The sequence below is a fragment of the Sphingomonas cavernae genome (assembly GCF_003590775.1).
Lineage (GTDB): Bacteria > Pseudomonadota > Alphaproteobacteria > Sphingomonadales > Sphingomonadaceae > Sphingobium_A > Sphingobium_A cavernae.
Genome location: NZ_QYUM01000002.1, coordinates 541,639 through 566,770 on the forward strand (window position 1 = coordinate 541,639; position 25,132 = coordinate 566,770).

Annotated in this window: 9 protein-coding genes; 4 read left to right on the forward strand and 5 right to left on the reverse strand. The window is 65.4% G+C overall.

Annotated features, from left to right (window positions below; genetic code table 11):
* Nucleotides 1–24: 24 nt before the first annotated feature.
* From D3876_RS02900 to mobF, 4 genes are all read left to right on the forward strand, one after another.
* Entirely contained in the window at nucleotides 25–564 is a 540-nt protein-coding gene (locus D3876_RS02900; RefSeq protein ID WP_119759593.1) for a hypothetical protein, read from the forward strand.
* A 207-nt stretch (nucleotides 565–771) separates the two neighbouring features.
* On the forward strand, nucleotides 772–1,140 hold the full coding sequence (locus D3876_RS02905) for a hypothetical protein (RefSeq protein WP_119759594.1): 369 nt from the start codon (nucleotides 772–774) through the stop codon (nucleotides 1,138–1,140).
* Nucleotides 1,141–1,259: 119 nt separating this feature from the next.
* Entirely contained in the window at nucleotides 1,260–3,026 is a 1,767-nt protein-coding gene (locus D3876_RS02910) for a type IV secretion system DNA-binding domain-containing protein (protein ID WP_338014305.1), read from the forward strand.
* A complete protein-coding gene (gene mobF / locus D3876_RS02915) occupies nucleotides 3,026–5,776 on the forward strand; it encodes a MobF family relaxase (protein ID WP_119759596.1) in 2,751 nt (916 codons plus the stop codon). The genes D3876_RS02910 and mobF overlap by 1 nt, the downstream gene beginning before the upstream one ends.
* Nucleotides 5,777–5,868: 92 nt before the next feature.
* On the opposite strand, the gene D3876_RS21185 is transcribed toward mobF, so the two are convergent.
* From D3876_RS21185 to D3876_RS02935, 5 genes are all read right to left on the reverse strand, one after another.
* Entirely contained in the window at nucleotides 5,869–6,513 is a 645-nt protein-coding gene (locus D3876_RS21185) for a plasmid fertility inhibition factor family protein (RefSeq protein WP_420801930.1), read from the reverse strand.
* Between the two features lie 54 nt (nucleotides 6,514–6,567).
* A complete protein-coding gene (locus tag D3876_RS02920; protein WP_182911846.1) occupies nucleotides 6,568–7,299 on the reverse strand; it encodes a TonB family protein in 732 nt (243 codons plus the stop codon).
* Nucleotides 7,280–7,948: a hypothetical protein gene (locus D3876_RS02925; RefSeq protein ID WP_182911847.1), complete on the reverse strand. Its 669-nt coding sequence runs from the start codon at nucleotides 7,946–7,948 to the stop codon at nucleotides 7,280–7,282. The genes D3876_RS02920 and D3876_RS02925 overlap by 20 nt, the downstream gene beginning before the upstream one ends.
* Nucleotides 7,949–8,089: 141 nt before the next feature.
* Nucleotides 8,090–23,032: a two-partner secretion domain-containing protein gene (locus tag D3876_RS02930; protein WP_119759599.1), complete on the reverse strand. Its 14,943-nt coding sequence runs from the start codon at nucleotides 23,030–23,032 to the stop codon at nucleotides 8,090–8,092.
* A complete protein-coding gene (locus tag D3876_RS02935) occupies nucleotides 23,032–24,777 on the reverse strand; it encodes a ShlB/FhaC/HecB family hemolysin secretion/activation protein (protein ID WP_147417568.1) in 1,746 nt (581 codons plus the stop codon). The genes D3876_RS02930 and D3876_RS02935 overlap by 1 nt, the downstream gene beginning before the upstream one ends.
* Nucleotides 24,778–25,132: the final 355 nt, after the last annotated feature.

The window sequence follows — 25,132 nt, forward strand, 5'->3', positions numbered from 1 at the left end:
CAATCGGTTTCAGGAGGACAAGACATGTCCTTAATCCGCAATACGCTCGCCCGCATCTTTCGTTCGCGCGAGAAGACCGACCTACACTTCGACGCCGATGTTCGGCCCGCGGCTTTTATGCGTCCGATCATCGAGAAGCTGCTCGACGATGGCGAGGACGGCGACACCTACCGCGCAGCAGTCAATTTCTGGCGCCACGCCGAGCGCCCCCCTCTGGCTATCTATGATGGCGATGTGAGCCACTGCCACATCGACGGTCCGCTTCAATTCGCGGGCGATTATGCGCTTCCCTTGGGAGGGTCCATTTTCAGCCACGGCGTCACGATTGACCTCAGTCCTTTCGAGGCAAGTGAGCTTCGCGATCATATGAGGGCAGCAATCGAACGCGCCATCCTCGCTTGGTTGGCCGACAATGGTCGCCGCGACATTATTCCGGCCTCGAATCAGTTCGACCGCCAGGCTGCCGACCGCGAAGCCCAGGCAATGATCGCCGATTGGGTCGCCCGGAACAAAGCGAACCGCTCCGTCACAAAGCCTGTCGCGGAGGGTCCGGATCATGTCTGAACTGATCGCTTTTCGGGCAAGGTCGCAGGGCCGCGATGCTACGCATCGGACCCGTAATTTGGATACACACCTCACGCACGGGTGCATCCAGCTTTTCCGCCACTTTTGGAGGGTGCGATCCGGGTGCGCTCCATCAGCGCGTCGCCCAAACCGCGCATTTCAGACGAAATCCGAGGGTGCGATCCGCACCCTCGCGGAGCCGGTGCGATGAAGGCGGTTCATCGTTCAGTTCGGTTGTCCGACGCGCTCGACAAGGCGCTTCGCGCGCTTGCGGAACAGCAGGGCAAGACGGTTTATGCGATGCTCCAGCGCAGCGTCCGAGCGGGAATCGAGGGCCAGTCGACCCCCCCGGCCAGCCACTCCCATGACCGAGAGCTGGTTGCCGAACTGGCGTTGGTCAGTACCCGTCTCGACGATGTCGAACGGATACTCGACCGCACCCTGTTCACGGCATGCGCTGCTTATTGCTATGCTCGCAGCGCGGCGATGGGCGGCGGCAAGACCGACGAGATCATCAGCACCGAGACCAACCGGGCCTATGATCGGCAGCGCGCCGCGATGGCGGAACGGCCATGAGCGAGCCTCACGATCGCCGGCTCCACGCCGAGACGCTGCGGCGTCATCTTCGCTACAGCCAGACGCAGCGGTTCAAACGGCAAGTTGCCATCATGCTCTCGTCGATCGCGCTTGGGGGTTTGGCCGCGCCCTATCTGATGCTCGACCCACAGATCGTTCAGGACGCCGGCACCCATTATCATGCGAAGATGCTGTCATGGTTTGCGGGCAGCGCCGTCAGCGATCCCGGCATGGTGATCCATTACGAGGGGACGGATTATCTGACTCCCGCTCGCACGGTCGCGACCGATCCTTATTTTGTTCGCCGAGCCAGCATCACCACTTCGTTTGTCATGCGCGGCAGCATGCTGGGGTTTGTCGCGTGGTTGTCGGGCTTGTTTCTGCTTCGCGGTGTTGCAGCGCGCCGTCGCGAGCGGGCGCTCCGGGACCGCGTCATTGGTGGCACCGAGGTGACTACCGAGACGAAGCTCGCGAAACTTGCACGAGCCGAAGCTGGCAAGCATCCGCTGGCGATTGGCCCCGTGCCCTTTCCCAGCCGCCTCGAAACCCGGCACATGGTGATGGTCGGAACGACCGGCAGCGGCAAGACCACGGTGCTGCGCCAAATGCTCGACGGGATCACGGCGCGCGGCGAGGCCGCGCTGGTTTACGACACGAGCGGCGAGTTCATCGCCCATTATTACAGGCCCGAATGCGGTGACATCATCCTCAATCCATTCGATGCCCGCTGCGTCTATTGGTCGCCTTTCGCCGAAATCGCGCATCCGGCCGACGCCGATCGTGTTGCGCAGCAACTCATTCCCGAGACCGGCGACAAGGACAACGATGTCTGGCTGGAAACGAGCCGAATCCTCGTCGCCAACATGCTCCGGGAGTTGTGGAAGGAGAAGAAATGCACGCTGCCCGACCTGCTCGAAGCGCTGCAGAAGTGGGACAAGGATAAGCTCAAGACCTGGCTGAAGGACACATCGTCGGCGCGGACATTCTCCGACGATGCCGACCGGGCCACCGGTAGTGTGCTCTTCATGCTCGCGAAGGCCGCGAATTTGATCCAATTCCTTCGGATGCCTGAAGAAGGCGAGAAAGCCTTCGCCTTCCGCGATTTCATAACCGGCCTCGACGAGCGGAAAGGCGCGAAGCCGTGGATCTTCGTACCACGGAAAGAGGAGCATTTTGCCGCGGCGAAACCCCTGCTCGCCTGTTGGCTCGAATGCGCCGCAAGTGCCATGCTCGGGCTGTCCCCATCGCCCGACAGACGTATCTGGTTCCTCCTCGACGAGCTTGCCGATCTACCGCGCGTCGACAATCTCGCGCGTCTGCTGCCCGAGGGCCGCAAGTTCGGCGCGGCGGTCGTTATCACGTTCCAGGCAATAGGCTTGATGCGGCATCGCTACGGCAAGGATTTGGCCGAATCCATGCTCGGATGCTGCAACACTAAGCTCTTCCTCCAGATGACCGACGGCGAGTCCCGACGCTGGGCGAGCGACACGATCGGCACCTGTGAGGTCGAGGTCCACACCATGACCGGCGCGCTCGGCGGCGATGGCGACAAGCCGCGGATGACGTTGGGCCGCCAGCGTCAAACCCGTCCAGCCGTATTCGAGAGCGAACTTCGCCTCGCGCGCCACGAGGGCTATTTGCTGTTTCCCGACGGGTTCCCGGTCGCGCGCATCGCGCTCACCGCCGATCATATCGAGAAACGCGGCAAGCCGCGCCAGCCTGCCTTCGTCGAGGCAAACGCCGAGACGACCCTCTGGCACCGGTCATTGGAGGGGCCTCTCGCCGAAGAATCCGAGCCCCCCCTGCCGCCAGCGGCCGAGAAACCGAAGATCGGGCAGAAGCCGCCTGCTTCCCCGCCACCGAATGCCGATGATGGGCCGGTCTGATGGTTGCGTCGGTATCGCCACTGACCAGTTCAGCGCACGCGAGCAGCTATTATGAGGCCGATGATTATTATGCCGAGGGAGGCCTGTCGCCGTCGGAATGGCACGGGAAGGGCGCCGATGAGCTTGGCCTGTCGGGCGATGTGGACCGCGACGCCTTTCGTGACCTGCTCGACGGCAAGGTCGGCGACCGGCAGCTCGGCACGATGCGCGACGGCCAGCTTGAGCATCGCCCCGGCTGGGATGTAACCTTAAGCGCGCCCAAGTCGGTATCGATCATGGCCGAGGTCGCCGGAGACCGGCGCCTGATCGCGGCGCACGGCGAAGCGGTGAAGACGGCGCTTGCCCATGTCGAGACGCATATGGCCGCGACCCGCGTCCGGCACGGCGGTAGCGTGACCCGCGACGCGACCGGCAATCTTGTCGTTGCGAGCTTCCAGCATGGCACCAGCCGTGCGCAAGACCCGCAACTTCATACCCATAATGTCATCATGAACGCTACGCAGGGCGAGGATGGCTCGTGGCGCAGCCTCGAACCGCGCGCCATATATCAGCTCCAGAAGCAGATCGGCGCCATCTATCGGCAGGAACTCGCGCTGAAGGTTCGCGAACTCGGCTATGAGATCGAGACGGGCAAGGACTCGATGTTCGAGATCAGCGGCGTCTCCGCCGAAGTCATCAGCGCGTTCAGCACTCGCAGCGCCGAGATCGAAGCCGCGCTAGGAGACCGCGGAACATCGCGCGAGGAAGCGAGCGCCGCCGAGAAGCAGGTGGCCGCGCTCGACACGCGGCAGGCGAAGGTAGCGGCCGATCAGGCTTCGTTGGTCGCGAACTGGCGTGCGACCGCCGACCAGGCCGGGTTCGATGCCAGCGCGCGTTTTGCGCTCGTTCGAGACGCGCAGGCTAACGCAGAGAGCCTTGCAAACAATTTAGAGCGGACGAGCGCCGCCCAACGCGCGGTGGCCCATGCCGCGGACAGGCTCGGTGAGCGGCAATCGGTCTTCTCGGTCGCGGCCCTGCATGAAGAAGCGGGGCGCGTCGGGTTGGGAAAAGTCAGCTACGCGCAAATCGGGGAGGCGATTGAGGCGGCAAGCGCGCGAGGTGACTTGATCGACCGTATCTTTCTCGACCGGCGCGGTGCGGAGTTTGCCGGCCTCACCACTCGGCAAAATATCGAGTCCGAAACCCGCTTGCTTCGCATCGAGGCGGCGGGTCGCGGCGCATTCGCGCCGATCGCATCGCCGCTCTCCGCGGCAAAGGCGGTCGCTGCCGCCTCGCGGCGGGCCGAACGCGACGGCTTTGTCTGGAATGCCGATCAGCGCGCGGCGACCGAACGGCTTCTGATAAGCCGCAACCGGATAACCGCGGTGCAAGGTTATGCCGGCACTGCGAAGACCACGACGGTGCTGGCGCCTTTCGCCCGCGAAGCTGAGGCGCGAGGGGTATCGGTCGTCGCGCTTGCGCCGACGGCATCGGCGGCGATGGTGCTTGGCGAGGCGCTGGGAACGCGCGGAGAGACGGTCGCGCGCCACATGCTGTCGCCGGGACATTCCGCATCCGATCAGACCGCCGTCTGGATCGTCGATGAGGCCTCGCTGCTTTCGGCTCGCGATACGGCCCGGCTGTTCGATCTGGCCGAGAAGCATGGAGCACGGATCGTCCTCGTTGGCGACGTGAACCAGCTCGGATCGGTCGAGGCCGGCGCGGCGTTTGAGCAGCTCCAGACGGCGGGCATGGAAACAGCCAAGCTCGGGGACATCGTCCGGCAGACAAATAGCGCAACAAAGGACGCCGTGCTGGCCTCCATCGAGGGCGATGCGAAGAAGGCGCTTGCCGCCCTCGATCGCGGCGGCGGTGCAATCGTCGAAAATGCCGACCGCGCCGAACGCTTCGCAGCCATCGCCGAGCGCTATGCTGATCTCGACAAAGCCAGCCGCGCCCGCACGCTGGTCATCGAACCGTCGCGCGAAGGCCGCGACGCCTTAACGGCGGATATTCGTCAGGCGCTCGTCCGATCGGGCGCGCTCAGGGGACCGGATGTGGCCGTTGAAAGTCTCGTGAACAAGGGACTGACCCGTGCCGAAGCGCGCGACCCGCTCAGCTACGACAAGGGCGACGTCGTCCGCTTTACCCGGGATTACGCAGACAAGGGCGTTGCGCGCGGCGAGGCGTTCCGGGTGGAAGGCGTCAATCCGGCCAAGGCGGCGGTCGCACTGCGATCGGAGGATGGGCGCGAGGTGGATTGGCGTTTGCGGCAATGGGGTGCCGGTAAGGTGCAGGTGTTCGAAACGCAGCGTCTCGCACTCCGGGCCGGGGACAGTATCCGGTTCACGCGCAACGATCGCGAGGCCGGCAGAGTGAACGGCGCGCGCGCAGAGGTGACGGCGGTCGATGCCGAGGCAAAGACCGTTACCGTACGGGGTGCGCGAGGTCAGGTTCAAACGCTGCGCGTCGATGCCGCGCGAGACCGGCACATAACGCATGGCTATGTCGACACCGCCTTCGCGGCGCAGGGCCGCACCGCCGATCACGTCATCATCCACGCCGACAGCCGTGCCACCAATCTGGTCGATCAAAAAAGCTTCTATGTCGGGATTTCCCGATCGAAGGAGTCTGCGACGATCTTCACCAATGATCGCGCCAAGCTCATTGCCGCCATCAGCGAGCGTGCAGGGCAGGTGCAAACCGCTATCGCACAAGCCGCTGTCCCGACAGCATCGGCTGGGAAGGCTGCTGGGGCCGGGCTAGGATGAGGGATGGCGACGCGCGTAAAACGCCTGTTCAGCAAGTGCAGTAGACCCCACGTCTGCCTGAAACCAGCAAGATCGTTCACTTCTAGCGCCCACTATAGTGCGTCGCGACGTCTGAAGATGTCGCTACAGCGCATGGGGCCAAGGCCAGCGCCAACCAGGCCATGAAGTATATGAGCGTCCTCTTGGCTGCGTACTTCTGCCGGGAAAACGCCCACACGATTGTAGAGTAGCCAATAGGTTCGAGTCACGCCATCCGAGAATCCAATCCGCGGCCCCTTCGAACTATGCCATGAAGTGATTGTTGGGAGCGGCACAGGGTTCTCGCGCCCGTGTCGAAAGCCTTTGACGGCCTCTTCGAATTTGTAATCGAGCGGCATGCGCTCTCGAATTTTCGCAAAGCAGTCGCGCGGGGACGCAGGGGAGGTCAGGCTTGATGAGAGCCACGCCCTGTAGAAGCGTTCGGCATCGAGTAAAACGACATAGCGTTCCTCGTTGTACTCACCTCGATTAACCGAAACATATGCGTGAAGTCCCCGACCATATGTCAGCCGCCAAGTCGCTCGCCCGGCGCTAAGCTGATCGAACTTACATTCATCAAGGCGCGGCGGTGAGGCGGCACCCAAACGGGCCAACTCACGGCGAACAGCCATACCGTCCAGAAACTGCCAGATATTGAGAGGGACTCGAGTGGGCACGTCCAGCCCGCGGGAATTTGGACGACATTTTCGCTTGAACATCTCTCAGATTCTCGCCCTAGTAACCGCTCCTCTTCTGCGCCAATGCGAGCATTGTCACCTGTTCCCGAGTACAAGAAGTACTCCGACAAATTTTTCGTCGGGAAACTCTCGACATGCCATAAGAGTGTGCCTCCAAACCAAATCGAACTTCTCGTCGTCTTTCGCAAATGCAAGCTTCTTGTTTCCGAAAATCGTCCCGCCACCCCTGAGCAGATAGTATAACGAACTCTTCTCGATTTCCGTTGTATTAAAGGCTTTTGCATACCAATCCGCATCCAGTACAGCCTGTCGGCAGGAATAATCGGATCCGAAATCAAGCCCTTTGATATTGTAGACGGCCACTGTGAGTCGGATTCTAGCGGGATTATGCTCCAGCAGCGTCGGGCTCACACGTGCATTTGCAAACCGTTGCAGCGCGAATTGATCGATAGCGGACGATCGACTGGATTGCGCCACCTCCAAGTTTCCGATGCGTTTTTCGTCGGTGACTTCACCTTCGAGCACGATTGTACCATGCTCTCCGGTAGGCTTGATCTCGTCAGGCACCAAAAGGCTGATTTCAGTGGAAGCCCATTTCGCTTCCTCGACAATAACCGGCTGCGCTTGCGTCGGGCCGGCGAGCAATGTGGCCAGAACAGAGGCAAATATCGAGATAGAAACACAAAAATGCATCGTTGCATTCTTCATTCGTCTCGCAAATGTAATCTGTAGGGCCGCGGCTAAGCTGAGACGGTCGCGCACAATTCCGGTCGCTCCGGCTGCCTGATCAAAATGGCCGAGCGACATGAGGCATGTCCTCATAGACCTTCAGCAGCACGTCGATCGGCGAAGGCAGTTCTTCGTCATAATAGAATGCCGGATACCAGTGGACCAGCATCAGCCACATGGCGGCTCTCAGCGTTTGCCCGTTTTCCAACCAGTCAGATTCCAAGTGTGCCGTTAGCATTCGCCGACCTGCGTCCAAAACCTCGTCACGATTAAATTCGAAATTCAGATAATGGCGGCACAACACATAGCCGAGTTCGCGCGGCTTCAACGCTTTGCCGAGGGAGATTTTCGGTTCGCCCAGCCAATGCTCATACATGTCAACCCCGGCGCGGTAAGGATCAAAGCCCCCTTTGGAATCGACCGCTTCGCCTCCCAAAGCAGCCAACGCCATATAGTCGTCCAGCCCGTCGCGGATGATCTCCTGACGCGTCCAAGGGTTTTTTTCGCTGCGCCACCAGGCTTCTAAAAAGCGGCGGCTTTCACTCCAATGCGTCGAGGCCAGCAGGCCATCCTCCAGCCAAGCCCCCAGCGCCCGGGCTTGATGGAGGTTGTGCTGATGCTGGGCAGGCACAGATCCGAACCACTCATATTCTTTAGCAGCCAGCCCTTGATCTATCCGCTGATTGCCTCGGATCAAGAGCGGTTGGGCTTCCTGAGAATAGCCCACCAAGGCACGCCTGACATAATTGGTAACGTCGCTTATGCCAAAATTGCCTATGGGGCCTCCCGCTGGCGGAGTACGCTTGAGATCGAAAGGAAGCATCTCTTCGGACGCTTCACGGACGCGAGCCGCATTCCAAACCATTGCTCAATTCCCACAAATCTTATTGCCACAATACCGAATGCTGACCGAGTTTTTGGCTGCACCAGCCCCTGGCGTGTTGGCGATGAAGTTGCCGACGTCTAAGTTTGCCAATGCCTTGTCTCGAACGGCAGGCGGCAACTTCGCTACGTCAATAGCCTCCCGAGCCTGTTTGACGGCACTCGCTAACGTGCGCGAATTTTCCGTAAACGTTGGCGACGATCCAATCATCTTGGGGTTGGACAAGAACTTGCTATCCCACAGGGTGACAGTCCCATCGGCATTGACCGAGATGACGTCGGCACCGGACGTGTTTACGTTGCTGCCGTAGCGCACGACGGTCTCGCCCGGCAAGTCGGCGACGCGGTTCGCCAGTTGCAATTCGGCCTGATAACCGCGGAGCTGTGAGAGTTGATTTGCCTCCGATCCGCCCGAGAGAGGCTTGGGGGCATAGTCGAACCCGGCGACCGGATCGGGCAGCTTTGAATTGAGATCTACCCCCGCCGCAGAGCGGGTAGGCGCGGCAGCGCCACTGAGAATCGCATTCGCCGCCGCTCCTGTAAGAACCGCGCCGCCGACCTGAACACCAACGTAGATTTTCTCGCCTGTGTTGGCATCAACGCTAAAGACGCGAGTTGCGATATAGCCGCCTCCCGTCTGCTGTTCGAGCCCCGTACGCGCACGATTGAACGCCGTGACGGCATTGTCGGCCTCGGTCGCTGTCATCAAGCCCAGACCGCCGGGAACAGCGCAACCAATGATCGACGCACAGAGTTCAAGCGAACCGACCGTGCCGATGCCGGTCAGCAGGGCGGTGACGCCATGGCCAACCGCATCGATCCCGGCCTCGATCCGCTCCCCGGTCGAAATCGGTTTGAGCAACTGATCGGTAGCACGTGCATAATTATAGGCTTGGGTGATTTCGTCCCGCTGCTGCTGGGACAACGCCATCAACTCAGCCGTGTGCGCTGGGTCGTTCCAATAGGCGATGTCGTTCTGCCCGACCTTTTCGAATGCAGCCTTCGACTGGGCGTAGGCGGTGCCGAGCTGCTGGCCGAGGCCCGCGGCATTTTCTCCCAATTCAATCTTGTCCAACCCACCATAGAAGGTAGCGAAAGCCGTGACGTCGGAGAGTTCCACTCCGCCGCTGAACACGGCGGAGGTCGCAAATTCGAGCTGCTGGGCGGTCGGCCTAGCATTCTCGCCCGCTATCTGCTGCCGCGCATAACTAGCGGTGCCATAATCGGGTCCGCCATCGCCGCGCCCCATCTGGGCCGCCTGTAGCAGTTGCTCGTGGCTTGCCAGGTCGGGGTTGAGCCCATGGACAAGTTGGTCATAGACGCCATTGACCACGGCGACGACATTGACCTCGCCGCCATGCGCGGCTTTGAAGCTGTCCCCACTATAGGCAAGATAGAGCGCCGCTTTCGCGCGGCCCTCCGCCGTGTCCCCACCAAATTTGCCGACGAGATCAGCATATTGGTCGGGACGGCTATTTTTGAGCGCATCGAGCACGGCGAGGTTGTGGGCGAAGACATCCTCGCCGGGCTTGCTCTGCACCGGATCCTTGACGATCAGGTTACCCATGGCATCGCGCTCGGCATTATTCTGGGTTTCGATTTGCGAGGCGCTGACCGCCGATCCCGCATCGAGTCCAGCCCCGGTCGCGACGGCGGCAACGATCGTCGCGATCAGATTGTCGCGGCCCTGCTGTTCAGCAAGCGAGAGCGGCTTGCCGTCCTTGTCGGTCGAGGCCGTGTCGCCGCTCGAGAGCAGATTGTTGAGCACGACGCTGGCCGCGGCACCCATCGCCGCCGAACCGCAGTCGCCCGAGCCGCCGGCTGCACTGCCACCGCAGCCGACCACTGCTTGCAGCGCGGCGCGCGCCTCCTCGCTGCCGAGGCTGTCGGCGATTCCCTTTACCTCGCTCGTCGCAAGACCCTGCAGCACATTGACCGCGCTCGCCTGGACCAGACCGCCGACCGAACCGGTTACGTTCGATCCCGCCGCGCCACTGACGGCAGTCGCGATCAGGCGTGCGGTGCTTCCCGCGCCATAGTCGTTGCCGAGGCTCGACGCGCGCTCAGCAGCCGGGCGCGCGAGATCGACCCAAGCCTGTGCCTCGGCGTTGAGCGCGATAAGATTGCCCGTCTCGTCGCGGATCGGAACCCCGTTCGAATCGCGCAGAACGCCCGCGGCGATAGCCTTGTCTTCAGCGGGCCTCGCTTCGCGCTCCGCCTGCTCCTGCTTTTTGGCCTGGTTGGCAAAGAAGGTGCCCACCTCACCAGTGAGTGTCCGGCTCGCCTCGAACCCGAGCGCGATTTCCTGACGCTTGGCGTCGTCGAATTCCTTCGCGAGCGCGCCAGCATTGGCGGCGTCGGTGTCCCGGCTGATACTGCCTGCGACCGCTTCGCTTGCCGCGTCGCCCGAAGTGATCAGGATCGCCCCCGGCGCGATCGCCGACACGGTCGTTCCCGACTGGCTCCCGTTCGCCCCCATCGCAACCGGCGGGGTCGCGCTGATTGTCCCGATGCCGGTCTGGAGGCCGGGAAGATCGCTGCCGGGCAGTTTGTCCCCTCCCGCGCTTGCGTTGCCATCCTTATCCTTGCCGATCCCGCCGATACCACCACCGATTGTGACCGAACTCGCGCGGTAACTCTCACTGTTCGCGATATCGCTCGCCGATAGCGTGCCGGTGGTGAGGAGATTCTTCGACGCGTCGGCTTCGCTTGCGATCACCGCGCCCTTGAGGTTGGTGTTGCCGCCGACCTTGATATCGAATCCACCCGATCCTGCATAAATCCCCGACTGCTCGGCGACGCTGGCAAAGTCGCCGCGCTGCTTCTCCTTCGACAGATTGCCCGCTACCGACAGCCCGTCGCTGAGACTCGCCGACAGGCCCACGCTCGACTGCTTCGAGCGGTAGGTAGACGTGTCCTGCTCGCTCTCGATCGACAGCGAGCCGACGTCGACCGCGACCCGGCTCCCCGAGAGCGTCGCGCCCTTCATCGATAGCGCGCCCGGCGTGGTGACGCTGGCCGTGCCGCCTGCCGACAAACTGCTTTCGACATGGGTGACGTCGGTGCCCGACGCGTTGCCCCTACCCAGATTGACCGAAGCGGTCGGCGTGATCCCGCCGGCGCCGATCGACACCCCCGCGCTGAAGCCTGACGATTTGTTCTGCGAGGCCATCGTGTCGGTTTCGGCGGCGGACGCCAGCGCGATCCCACCCTCGGCCGCGAGTGTCAGGTCGCGCGTCGCATGGACATCGCTGCCCGTTACGGCGATCGTCGAGTTCGCGCCCGCGCCGCTAGCGGCGATGACTACGTCCTGGCCCGCGATCTGGCTGCCGACAGCGGTTTCGTCATGGGTCTCGCTCGTCGACTTGCTTTTCGATATGCCCAGCGTGACGCTGACTGAGGTCAGACTGTCGAGAGCCTTGAGGGGATCGCCGTTCGCGGAGGTCAGGCTGTCAACGGCATTGTATCCCGCAAGCGCCCCAGCCAGGCCCGCCACAGCTTTGGTGCGCTCGTTGGCGCCGCCGCCGGTCGCAATCTCGCCCATGCGCGCCGCCGTCTCGATTCCGGCAACCACCGGATTGTTGATCCCGACGCTCACGCCGAAGCTCGACGATTTGGACATGCTGTTCGTGTCGACCGTATCGGTGACGTGCTCGATAGTGACGCTTTCGCCCGCAAGCGTCGTGGTACCGGTGCCGACGACCTGGCTTCCCGAGACGGTGAGCGCCTTGCCCGCATCGAGCGTCACATCGCCCTTCTCGCTGCCGATGAGCGATCCGGTGTGGGTCACGCTGGTCGCTTCATTCTCGGTGGTCGACTTCGCAACCCCGGCAAACAGCCCGCCGCCGCTAATGCTGATCCCGGACTTCTTGACCTTGGTGCTGCTGCTCTCGGTGTCGGTGGCGGCGATTGCGCCGACGGTCAGATCGCCGCCCGTAGCGATCGTCACCCCGTTCGAGGCGACGACATTGCTGCCAAGGATGCTCGTGTCGCCGGTGCTGCTGAGGTTGACGGTATCGCCCGACAGCGTCGAGGCGATGACGCTCTGGTCGATACCCTCGCTGTGGGTGGTGGTTTTCTTCGACGAGAGAAGACCGCTCTTCTTCGTGACGCTGTCCTGCGTGTAGCTGCTGCTGTCGATCACGCCCGAGATGGCGATGCTGCCCGCATCGACATCGAGCGCCCCGGCGGCGTTCAATTCGGCGCCCGCGATCGTGAGCGCACCCGGTGTCGTGACGCCGAGCGAGCCCGCCGCATCGATAGTCGCGAGATCGTTCGTCACGGCGTCGGTCGTGGTGGTGACCGTCTTGCGCTTGGCGAGCCGTGCGAACTCGTCAGAGCTGACGCTGCTCTGTCCCGCAGCGATGTCGATGCCTTCGCCCCCGTAGAGCGATATGTCGCCGGCGCCGGGATTGGTGGTGGCGATGCTGCCGCCGGTGATCGACAGCTTGCCGTCCAAAGCACCGATCGTGATCGGCCCGCCCGAGGTGATCCTCGTACCGATAAACGTCTTTTCCTCGGTGACGGTCGATGACAAGCGATGTTTGCCCGTCTGTTCGGCCTCGCGCGTCGTGCTCGTGGCGATGGCGCCGCCGAGCGTCACGTCGCGGCCCGCGACGATCGTCGTGGCGCCGCCCGAAGTGATATCGGCAGCCTTGAGGTCGATATCGCGCCCGGCGCTGAGCGACGTCCCGGCGGCCGAACTGATCGTCGCGCCGCTGACCGTCTCGGTTCTCGATGTGCTCGACGACCAGTTGCGCGCTGAGGCGAATTGGCCTTCGGTGGTGGTCGCGGTCGTCGTGATGGTGGTGCCGATAATATCGCGCCCGGCGGAGAGTGCGACCGTCCCGCCCGGCACCACGGAGCCGCCGGGAACGACATAGCTGCCCGTGCCATTGGCGGCGATCGTGCTGCCGCCGCCGAGCAAGATGTCGCCCGCGGCCCTCGCGACGACGCTCCCGCCCGTAACAACGCCGCCGCTCGCGTTGACGATATTGCCGCCAGCGGAGAGCGCGGCGACGTTGCGCGCATCGATCGTGCCCGAGTTGGTGATGTTGCCGGTCGCGCTGACAAGCACATTCTCGCCCGCGACCAGCGCCCCGGCGTGGATCGTCTTACTGTCGGTTGCCGCGAGATAGAGCACGGGCACGAGCACGTCGCGGCCCGCGACCTTCGCGCTCACATACCAGAGCATCGGCTCGACAAGTTCGCTGACCTGGGCGTCGGTGAGGCCAATTCCCAGCTGCAGACCGAGGCGGGCCTGCGCATCGGCGGCATTTTTGAGGAGGCCCTGATATTGATCGAGCGTCGACCCGAAGGCCCCAAGCTGGGCCTGTCCGGTCGCCGCCTGGACTTCGCGCGAGATAAGCATCGCCTCGAAGAAGCCGTCGCCGAGGCGCGTGTAGGTGGTCGCGCGATCGGGCGCGAACTTTCCGAAGAAATAGCTCGAATCATAAAGCGCGGCTTCGGAGGCGAGCGCCGCATTGGTTGTGAACAGATAGGCGGAGTCTGGATTGTTGTTATAGGTGAAGAGCGAGCCGCCGCCCGCAAGCGCGAAGCCGCCATCGGCGCCAATCAGATTGAACTGCTGCAGGAAGCCGCCAAGGAAACCCGCGAAATCCTGTCCGCCGAGCGCGGGGAGGCCCGTTCCGGCGAAGCCCGGCCCGAGTGCCAGCATTACGCTGTCCGCGCCGCCGGCGCCGGTGGGACCGCCAAGAGCGGCGGCATCGCCGCCGGTGAGCCCGAGCGCGTCGATGCTCCCTGAGGCGAGGCTGAGCCCGTCCACGCTGGCGTCGGCGCCGCTTGCCGTATCGATGGCGACCGGTGCGAGCGTGTCCGCGCCATCGCTGCCGCCCGCGACACCGATGCGCGCGGTCGCGACCGGCGCGGTGCCCCCGAGGGCAAGACCCGCCGTGCTAAGCGTGCCGCCTTGCGTGTCCGTGAGTCCGCCCGTGCCGGGCGCCGTGGCGGCAAGGCCGCTGGCGCCGACGGCATTGGCGCTGCCGCCGGGCGCTGTTACGCCGCCGCCCGACGCCGCACCCGCCGCAGCCGCCGAACCGCCGGCAGCGGTCCCAGCGCTGCCGGTACCCGGCGTTCCGTTGCCGGGCGCGCCGGGCGCTGCATTCGGGCGGACCTGGCTGCCCGAATAGCTGTCGGCGGCGACCAGATTGTTTGCGATATTGTTGAAGTCGCCCGCCTGGATGCTGACGGTGCTGCCGGCCTGGATCAGCGTCGGCGCGCCGGGGATGATCCGGTTGGTGAGCGTCGTGGTGCCGCCCGCGGTCTCGTTCTTGATAAGCAGATCGGCAATATTGTTCACCGTTCCGCTGGTCGAAATGCCGAGGTTGCCGCCCGCGAGCATCGCCGAATTGCGGTTGGTAATCGTGCCCGCGCCGCCCGCGATGGTGAGGTCGCCCGCCGCCGAGATCGTCGCGGTGCCGCTGTTCGACGAGTCGGTGGTGTCGTTCTGACGCGTTTCGGTATGATAGCCGAAGGTGTAAGTGGCGCTTGCGCCGCTCAGTGACTGGTAACGCACCTTGACCGTGGTCGCTGAGGTGCAGGTGAAGGTCGCGAGCGTTCCGTTCGCGAGCGTGCCGCTGCCGCCGCAACCGACCTCGGCGAAGACGGCGGCTACCTCGTCGGGGCCATCGAGCACCGGATATTGGGCGCCCGTTCCCGGAACCTCGCTGATAACGAGCGTCTTGATGCGGTTGACGAGATCGCCGCCGATGAGCGTGATGCCGATATCGCCGCCGAGCGACTGGATCGTCGCCGATTCATTGACGACGTCGTGCGCGGTGATCGAGATATCGTTCGCGGCGAGGATCAGCCCGTGGTTGCCATTGCCCCGATCGTCGCCCGCATAGCCATTGGTGAGCGTGCCGCCGACATGGAAGGCGAGATTGTCGCCGGCGAAGATGGTGCCGGTGTTGACGAGATTGCCGGCGGCATCGAGGGTGAGATTGCCCGAGGCGGCGAGCAGTCCGCTGTTACTGATATTGGCCGCCGAGATGAGATAATTGCCGGACGGTGCGAAGGTCCCCGCATTGTCGAAATCGCCGCCGAGATAGAGACCGGCGTTCGCGGTGCGGAAGGCGCCGCCGCTATTGACGAAGGAACCGCCGTCCGCCTGAACGACAAGGGTATTGAGGCCGGTGATCCCGCCATCGGCGCCGCCGGCATTGTTGACGATATTACCGCTCGCCGAACGCAGAAAGACGGTCCCGTCAGACCAGATCGAACCTTCATTGACGATATCGCCCGAGGCCTGAATATCGATATTGGCCTCAGCCCCAATATCGCGCCCGACCGTTACCGCGTTCGCCGCGCCGCCCGCCGCCGAGAGCGAGCCGGTGACGGTAACGAGCGTGCTGTCGCCCCGGATTTCGATGCGTCCGTTTGTTGCGGTCGCGCCTGCCAGCCGGACCGTGCCGGTTCCAGCGAGCCGCACGAGATTCTGGGCGCTGTTCGTCCCGGCAAGGTCGAGCGACGCGCCCGAGACGCTGAGCGTGTCGCCTGTGATGAACTGTGATGCAGCGGTCGAGGTCACATCGCCGGTTGCATCGACGAGCAGGTTGCGCCCCGCCTGGATCGAGCCGTCGAGCGTCAGCCTGCCCCCAGCGCCGATTGTGAGCGTGAAGTCGCGGCCTGCGATAACACCAAGGGCGGTCGGATTGCCGGCAGCGTCAGTGCTGGTGCGCGCGCCCACAAGCGCCTGGCCGGCGGTGACGGCGATATCGTTGACGGCGCTGATTTCACCGCTGCCATGCACGATGAGCGCACCCGGCATGGCAAGCGTCAGATCGCGCCCGGCGCCGAGCTTGCCGGCGACCTCCGCCGAAATCGGCGTTCCGCTCATGGCGTAGCCGATGCCATTGACGCTGACCGGGCCGGTCCCGCTACGCGCATCGACCGTGCTAAAAACGAGATCCTGCCCCGCGCGCGCGCTCCCGCTCGTACCGACTGCAAGCGTCCCGCCGCCAAGCCGGATGTCGCGATTGGCGAGCAGGCTGCCGTCGATGGCGAGCGCGCCGCCGCCGGTGATGTCGATCCTGAGATCGCGCCCCGCGGCGACTTCGCCGGTCGCCGCGATGGTTGCGCCCGGCGCGCTGAACGACACATCGCCGCTGCTCGCGAGCAGCGTGCCGGCGATATTCGCGCCGCCAAGCGCGCCAAGGTCGGCGTTGCCGAGATAGGTGGCGAGCGTGCCGCCATTGGCGATGGCAAGCGTCGGCGCCGCGCCGCCATTCCGCGCGCCGAGCGAAATATCGCCATTGGCGACCGCGCTGCCGCCGATCGCGAGGCTCGACGCCGCAAAGCCGAGCGTCCCGGTCGTCCGAATGTCGCCATTCGCGGCGATGCTGGGTGCCGACAGCATGACGGCGCTCGCCGAGATCGAGGGTGTAGACTCAGTCGTGCCCGCCGAGACCAAGCTCCCGCCACGCAGATCGAGCAAGGTCGCGTCGGCAAGCGCCACGCTGCCATCGGCGATAATCGCACCGCCCTGCACGAAACCGCTTTGCGAAGCGAAACGGATATCGCCACCGCTGGCGATGCCCGGCGCGCTACCGAGGCTTGCGGCGATAGCGATGCTGTCCGCTTCGCCGGTGACGCCGGTGCCGCCATAGAGTGCGGCCTGGCCGCCGAGCGTCAGCGCAGCGGGGGTTTGCAAGGATAGGCTGCCGCCGCTGAGCAGCGCGCCATCGATATCGAGCGCGCCGTTCGTCGCGGCGACCGTCACTACATTCGTCGCAGGATCGGCGGCGTTCCATGCCTGCACCGTGCCCGCAAGCGCGACACTGCCGCCCTCGATGCCGAGCGTCTTGCCCGCCGATACCATCCCCGCAAGATCGAGCGCGCCGCCGGTGCTCAGATCCACCGCGCCTACGGTCGCGACCGTGCCACTCGACGTCAGCGTGTCGCGGGCCGCGATGGCGATGTCGCCGCCCGCGAGCACATCGCCCGCGCTCGAAAAGCGCGTCGCCGCGATCGTCACCGCATCGCCGCTCCGGAGCGTCGCGCCATCGGCGATCGTGATGTCGGGGATGCTGAGGGTCAGCGCGTCGCCGCTCTCGACGACGCCCATCCCGTCGCCGGCGGGTGCCGCGAGCGTCAGGCTTTGCACATCGAGCCCCAGCGCAGTGTCGGCGTGAATCAGGCCGCTGTTTACGGCCGTGCCGCCAGCGATCGTCACATTGCCGCGCGTGCCGTCCGGCGCAGCGCTTGCGGCGATCACGCCTGCATTGTCGAGGCTCGCGGCATCAAGAACAATATCGCCGCCCATACGCGCATCGCCCGACCCGCCGGCGAAGATGCCGCTTCCGGCCCGATTGGTGAGCACACCCTCGACGCCGAGCGACAGGTTGCCGAGCGCGACGAGTTGGCCCGCCGAGTCATAGCGTCCCGCCAGGCTCGCATCGCCGAGCGTGATCGCAACATTGCCGTTCGATTGCAGCAGGCTGCCCGCGTCCAGCGTGAGAGTCCGGCCCTCGAACGCCAGATCGGCGCCGGCGATCGCCTCGCCGCCCGCCGCGATCCGAAGATCGGCGGTATCGAAGGCAAGGCCGCGCGCGGCCCAGGTGCCGCCGCCCGATGCGAGGCTGCCGCCAAGCGTGACGCTTCCGGCCTCGAAGGCGACATCGCCATTGTTTGAGACGATCGCGCCGTTCGACACGAGCCGACCGCCCGCCGCGAGCGTGATCGTCCCGAGCGGTGCGGCCGCATTCGCATCGCCCGCGACAATGATGCCGTCGTTGACGAGATCGCCCGCCGCGGCAAGGCGGATCGCGTCGGCGGTCTCGACACGCGCGAGCGTACCCAGCGTCAGATCGCCGCCGGTCGAGCCCAGATCGATCGGCCCTGCCGCGGCGGTCGTCCCGGCAAGTACGATGTCGCCCGCGGAACGGAAATCGAGTGCCGCGCCGGACAAGAGATTGTTGCTGGCAAGGCTCGCGCCCGCAAGCGTCAGCGAACCCGCCGCCTGGACCGTGCCGTCATTGACGATGGCGCCGCCCGCGCTGAGCGCGATATTCGCCTGGCTGGTCAGCGCATGGACGAGGCTGCCATCGGCCGCGCTCCGGTCGGCGCCGATATGAATCGCGCTATCGGCGGTGAGTTTCGCGTCATTGTTCGCCGCGATCGTCCCGAGCGCGGCGATATCGCCCGAGCTCGTCAGTGTCGCAAAACCTTGCGCGCCGCTGCCATAGGCGGTGATATGTGAATCGGTTCCGAGCAACAGATCGCCGCCGGTCGCCGCCAGCGTGACATCGCGGCCCTCGAGCCCGCCGCTCACCTCAAGATTGCCCGCGGTGCTCGCCGCGCGCACCGAGCCGAAGGAAATCATCGTGCCGCCGAGCGACAGGCTGGGGGCGGCAAGATCGATGTCGCTCGCGCTCACCAGCGTGCCGCTGTTCGCGAAACTGGGCGTCGCAATATCGAGCACGCCGGTGACGAGGATCAGGCCTTGATTGTCGATCGCCGCGCCGGCGGCGAGCCGCATGTCGCCGGTCGCGGTCACATTGCCGGCATCGTCGAACGTCCCGGCTTGCAGCGTGCCGGTCGCGGCATTGGTGAGCGTGCCGCCGATGTCGGCCTCGAGGCCGTGCACGGCGGCGAGCGTCCCCGCATTGAAGACGTCACTAACCGCCCCGATCGTGATCCGGTCGCCGCTCAGCAATGCGCTCTCGCGGATGGTTGTCGGCCCGGCCCGATCGACAAGCGACAAAAGGCTGTTCGTCGCGATCGCGCCGGCCAGATCGAGCGTGCCACCACTGAGCGACAGCTCGCCGAGCGCGCTCAGCGTTCCGCTGGTCGAAAGGCGCCCTGCCGCGTCGGCGGTCAATGTCCCGTTGCTGAGCGCATCGCCATCGAGCGTGATCGCCGCGCTCGAAAGGCCCAGCGCTTCGCCGCTCGCCATGCGGCTGCCGCTCGCGGCGGTGATTGCCCCGGCGGCGGTCAGCGACAGGCGCCGCGTCGCTGCAACATCGGCTCCGCCGCCAAGGGTCAGCGTCGTTCCCGACGTGAGCAGGGCGTCGCCGTTCGCGACAATCCTGCCGTCCAGAGCGATCGCGTCCGCCGCATCGAGCGCCAGCGCATCGCCGCTCTGGAGATCGCCGCCAGGCGACAGCGAAATATTGCGTCCACCGACGCCGAGCCGGTCGTTCGCGACCATCGGGCCGCCGAGCGACACATCGCGCGCAGCGATGTCGATCACGCTTGCTTCCACCGTTCCGGCGTCGGCATAGTCGGCGATGCTGGAGACCCGGTAGGTGCCGCCGGCGACGACTGTGCCGCTATTGGCGAAACTACCGCCAAGCTCGAGATCGAGGTCGGCGCCGTTCGAGGCGAGATTGCCTGCATTGACGATGCCGTCAGCTGCGCGGATCGCGACCAGCCCGTCGGCGCCGAGCGTGCCGCGCGCGCCGATGTCGAGACTGCCGACCGACGCGCCGAGCCCGCCCTGGCTCCAGGCGCTGCCGTCGACCTTGAGGATATGGCTCGCGAGCAGCGACATGTCGCCCCCGCTCGCCACCAGGCCATAAATGCGAATATCCTCCGCTTCGAGTTCGGCCTTGCCCACAGCGCTGAGCGAGCCCGGAACCAACATCTCGCCGTTCCCGGCATCCCCAGCGCCGCCCGGAGCCACAAGTTCGCCGCCATCGCCCGCCGTGCCGCCCGAGCCGTCGCCCGACCCGCTTCCGGCTCCGCCAGTTCCCGATCCACCCGAGCCGGCTCCGCTGCCCGAGCCGGGCTCGCTGCCCGTTCCCGGTTCGCCGCCCGAGCCGGGTTCGCCCGGCGCGGTTCCGATCGTCAGCGTATGCAGCGCGGCAAGGCGTACGTCGCCGCCCGCGCTGATCGTGCCGGGGAGCGCGATATCGCCGCTTGCCGCGGTGACCGTCACCCCGTCCTCGCCGATGATCGCGCCACCTATGTCGATGGTCGCGGCGTTCAAGGCGAGCGCGCCCTTGCTCACGAGCGTCCCCGTGATGCTTGCGCCGTTTCCGGCCCTCACATCGCCGGTCGCACCGCTCTCGATCTGGCCGCCGAGCGCAAGGTTGCCGGTCGCGGCGATCGCCAGCGTGCCGTCCGACTGTATGGCGCCCGCCGTGTTGACATCGGCCGCCCCAAGCGCCAGCGCGGTGCCGGCATAGCTTGTCGATGCGCTCGCAAAGGTCGCGGCGCCCTCGATATCAATCGCGAGCGCGCCCTTCGCCGAGAGGACGCCTGCCGCATCGAGCTGTGCCGCGCCGAGCCGGGCGTCGCCGCCCGCATAGACGGTGCCCGCGAGACTCATCGCGCCCGCCGCATCGGCGGCCAGATCGGTCGATGCCTGGATGAGCCCGGTCGAGGACAGGTCCGCGCCCGCCACCAGAGCGAGGCTGTTCCCCGAGACGATCTCGCCGCCATTCGCGAACAACCCACTGCTCGCGATGCGCGTGGGACCGGCGGCATAGAGGAGTCCCCGATTGTCGAGGGCCGCGAGCGCCAGGTCGAGACCGGCGCCGCTTTGCAGCGCGCCGTTCGCTCCGAGGGTGAGATTGGAAATATTGGCGTCGATGCCCGCGATCCCGGCGGCCGTTCCTTCGAGCGTGACATCGCGCGCGGTCAGCGCCAGTACATCGTTGGAGGTGATCGTGCCGCCGAGCGTAAGCCGCGGGGCAACCAGATCGACCCGGCCCATCGCACCGAGGGTCCCCGTCGAGACGATCCCGGTCGCCGCGGTCAGCGCGAGACCACCATTGCCGACGATATCGCCGCTGTTCGATATGCTGTCGCCGGAAAGGGCAATGTCGCCGAGCGCCTCGACCGACCCGGCCTGGCGCAAATCGCGCGCCGCGGCGAGCGTGACCCGGTCATTGCCGGCGATCGCCGCCTGCTGGTCGAGGCTCCCCGCCGCCGACACGTGGATCGCTCCAAGCGCCGCGATATTGCCGAGCGTCGCGAGATCGCCCGTAGCCGCGATGGCGAGGCTACCACCCGATTGAAGGTCCGAGCCGGCAGCGAAACTCAGCGCGCCGCTCTCGATCGTCACGCCCGCGCCGCCGACCGTGCGGCCCGCCAGGGCGAGCGCGGGCGCGCGGAGCATCAGCGTGCCGCTCGCCTCGATGCTTCCGCCTTGCACGATCGCGTTCGAAGCGCCGAGCGCGATATTGCCGCCCGCGACCAGGCTGCCCGCATGGTCGATCCGCGCGCCATCGAGTGCAACATCGCCTGCCGCTGCGATCCGACCCGTCGTCGCGGCGTTGCCGCCGACCGCGAGATTGACCCCGCCATTGGCCTCGATCGTGCCGCCCAGCGCCGCGTCGCCCGCATTCTGGACGAGGATGTCCGCCCCCGACAGGATCGTGCCGCGGGTCGCGAGACTTCCGGTCGTCAGGCTGACGCCCGCACCACCGATCAATGTCCCATCGTTCGCCAGCGTCGATGCCGATACATCGAGCGCGCCATTGCTTTGCAGCGCGCCGTCGCTTCCCAGAGCCAGGCTATCCGCGGCTGTGGCGCTCGCGCCTGTGAGACCCGTCGCGGTGCCGCCGATGGCGATCGCGCGGCCCATGATCGCGAGCCTGCCATCGGCGCCGAGCGTCCCCGTGACATTGACGCTGTCGCCCTTGAGGCTCGCGTTGCCCGACGCGGCGATCACCCCGCTCGCGGCGAGCGCACCCCCCGCGGTGAGGTCGATGGTCTCCGCCGCCAATGTCGCGGCGCGCGTCTCGATCGCGCCGCCCGCCGTAACGCGCAGCGCGCCGGTGCCGCTGAGCGTCCCGTCGCTGCCAAGGCCCGCATAGACGCCGCTGCCGCCGGTCACCACGTCGCCGACGGCGGCAAGTGTCACATCGCCCGCGCCGCCGATAAAGCCCGCATCCTGCGTGATCGCACCATCAGCGGCGAGATTGACAGCGCCACCGGCGTACAGTTGATCGCGAAGCGCGATCCCGCCGCGCGCCGCCGTCACCGTCACGTCGCCCGCGCCGGCGACCTTGCCGAGCCCGATCGTCCCGTCGGCGGTGATATGAAGCGGCCCGTCCAATGCCGCGACAAGACCGGCCATGTTGACGCCGACTCCGTCGCCGGTGCCGATGAGCCGGATGCGGTTCGCATACATGCCGCCGAGCAGCGTCGAATCGATCGCGATCCCGCTGCCCACGCCGCCTCCCCGGGCGCTCGCGGTGCGCGCGTCATAGTCGAAATCCGCCGCGCCGCCTGCGACCGTCAGGTCTCTGGCATAAAGCTCGGCGTTGATATGCGCCGCGCCCGCGACGATATCGAAATAATCGACATTGCCCGCGAGCAGCCCCTTGCCCTCGACGCTGACATCGCCGCCATCGACGGCAAGCCCGGAAAAGGCACCGTCGGCGCCGAACACCAGCCGCCCCGAAGCGAGCGTCACCCGGCTCATGTTGATGAAGCCGCAGCCATCGCACGTAATGCCGGTCGGATTGGCGATGACGAGTGCCGCCTTGGGACCGAAAACCTCCATCGGCCCCGCGAGGCGCGTGCGCACCCCGCCCGTCACCTCATTGAGGATCAGGCTCGCCGAACCCGAACGCTGCAAATTGGGGTTGGCGAGAAGGAAGCCGCCGATCGTCGATTGCCCGACTTCAGGGCTATTGTTGAAGATCAGCCCTTCCTGGCCGACCGACAGCTCGGTGTAGACATTGTGCGAAGCGCCGTTCTTATCGGGCGCGGCGATGTTGACGATCGGCGTGCCGCCGGGCGTCACGTCGAGCGAAGTGCGTGGGTCGGCGGGCTTCACCTGCGGCGCGGCGACCGGCGCCGACTGCCCGGAAGCGGGCGACAGCGCCGACGTCGTCAGCGCCGCGATGAGCAGCGCCGACAATCCGTGTCGCGGCGACCTGCCGCGGTCATGACGAAGGCCCGAAGTGTCATCCGCGGCAGCCGAATGGCGGGCGCGCCGATAGTCTTTGCGCATTACAATGTCATCCTCACCGATGCCATGACCTCGGCGCCGCGGTGGCGGACCCAGGATGGCGCCGAAACCGGCACCGCGACCGCAAGCTCGGCTTGCACATGCCGGCCTTGCGCGCGAACGCCCGCGCTCAGCGATTGCAGCAGACCGCGCTCATAGGCATCGAAATCATGCGGCAGGATTCCGCCGACATCGTAGCCGACAAAGGCGCTCACATTGGTGCGCATGGGCGATCTGGCGGCGAGGTCGACGAGGCTCACGCCGAGCTCCTCGCGAAAGCTCGCGCCCGAGCGCCCCGATATGCCGTCGTCCCTAAATCCGCGCACCGTCGAAAAGCCGCCGACGCTGAAGCGCTGCGCCGGGAAGAGATTTGTGAGACCCCACTGTGCGCGGAGCATCGCGCGATTGGTGAAGCGCATGCCCCCAAGCTCAAATCCGGTCTGCGCCGCGACGTCGGCCGCGACGAGGCTGAACTTGCCCTTCGCCCCGCCGGGTCCGGTATCGACCGTCTGTGCGCCGAACAGGCCCAGACCCTGCTCGAAGCCAAGCGACGCCGACCACAGCGTTGCCTTCGCGCGGCGCTGCCAGCGTGCGCCAATCTTCGCGCTCGCGATCCGGTAGCTTCCGGTCCTGAGCGCGATGCCCTGGATAAAATTCTTGGTGTCCTGCACCGCGAGCCCGCCGATCAGCGCGAGCTTGGTCTTCGCGTCGCGATAGATCATGCGGTCGAGGCTCGCACCCGCGTTCCAGCTTTGGCCGCGCGTCGCGAACGACAAGCCGTTTCCCTCCAGCACCGAATGATAGCGCGAGGCGCCCGCGTTCAGCGACAAGGTCCACCAGCCATAAGGAAGTGACACGAAGCCGCCATAGGCTTCGCTGCCGCGCTGACCGTCGCCGTCGACCTCATTCTGATAATAGAGCGACCAGCTGTCCGCGATCCCCAGCGGCGAATCCACATCGAGCCCCAAAGTTGCCTGCCAGCGTCCGGTCGAGGTCGAGCCTTGATTGTTCAGCGACAGGCTCGGCCGAACCCAGCTTCCAGCCTCCTTGCGCTTGACCAGCACCTTGCTCGTGCCCGGCGTCGCGCCCGGCGCTATATCGATCGAGGGCTCGGCCTTGCCCAACCGCGCAAGCTGGTCGACGCCCTGTTCGAGCGCGCGAAGATTAAGCAGACCACCTGCTACACCGGGAAAAGCGGCGCCGATCTCACCACCGCCATAGGGCCGGTCGCCTTCACCCTCGACTCCGCCAACCCGCCCCTCGAACATAGTGATCACGAGTGTGCCCGACTTCAAATCCTGCGGACCCACAAAGGCCCGCGAGGTCACATAGCCCGCCGCGACATAGTGATTAGTGATCGCCCTGAGCGCGGCATCGATCGCCCCAACCGCGACGCAAGGTCCCGCAAGCGGCGCCAGCGCCTCGGCGAAATCCCCGCGCCTGAAACGCGTCAGCCCCTCGATGCGGACCTCGCGGATCGACGCGCATTCCCCGCCCACTTGAGCGGCCTCGGGCTCGATCGCCACCGGCGCCTCGCCCGTTGGCGGGCGTGATTGGTCCTCGCGAAACGTCTCGGCGCGCTCGCGCTCGCGTTCCCTCAGTTGCTCCTGAATGCGCTCCGCCTGCCGGTCGACCGATTGGGCAAAAACGGGCGCTGGGACCGGCAGGATAAGGATGCCCGAAACGCCAACCATTCGCATGACACGTCCGGTCCGGCTGCCGCCCGTCGGCTGAAGAGACGCCGGCACGTCCGGTCGCACCGACGCAACCCGAGTTTTTTGTCGCTCACCCACGCGCTACACCTTCCTCCCGATCGGGCACGATAACCGGACGACGCGCGGCGATCCGTTCCCGACGGCGCATACCGCCATCGGAGAGATCATCCATCGTTAGCGACGTGCGAGCGCGCGGCTGTTTACCGCATCACCCGCCACAGGAGGAAAGCCCCCAGCTCCGTCCGGTGCGACCGCAAAACCGGAATATCGACCGGCTAGCATGGAATTTCCGGAAGAAAGCGTAAACTATTGTATATTTGGGAAAATCCTCCAAATCAGCTTGAAAAACAGCGGTTTTTGAAGACATATGGCCATGAAATCCGATATC

Coding starts and splice junctions, on each gene's coding strand:
- D3876_RS02930 (WP_119759599.1), bottom strand. CDS start 23,032: ATGCGCAAAGACTATCGGCGCGCCCGCCATTCGGCTGCCGCGGATGAC.
- D3876_RS21185 (WP_420801930.1), bottom strand. CDS start 6,513: ATGTTCAAGCGAAAATGTCGTCCAAATTCCCGCGGGCTGGACGTGCCC.
- D3876_RS02900 (WP_119759593.1), top strand. CDS start 25: ATGTCCTTAATCCGCAATACGCTCGCCCGCATCTTTCGTTCGCGCGAG.
- D3876_RS02920 (WP_182911846.1), bottom strand. CDS start 7,299: ATGTCGCTCGGCCATTTTGATCAGGCAGCCGGAGCGACCGGAATTGTG.
- D3876_RS02905 (WP_119759594.1), top strand. CDS start 772: ATGAAGGCGGTTCATCGTTCAGTTCGGTTGTCCGACGCGCTCGACAAG.
- mobF (WP_119759596.1), top strand. CDS start 3,026: ATGGTTGCGTCGGTATCGCCACTGACCAGTTCAGCGCACGCGAGCAGC.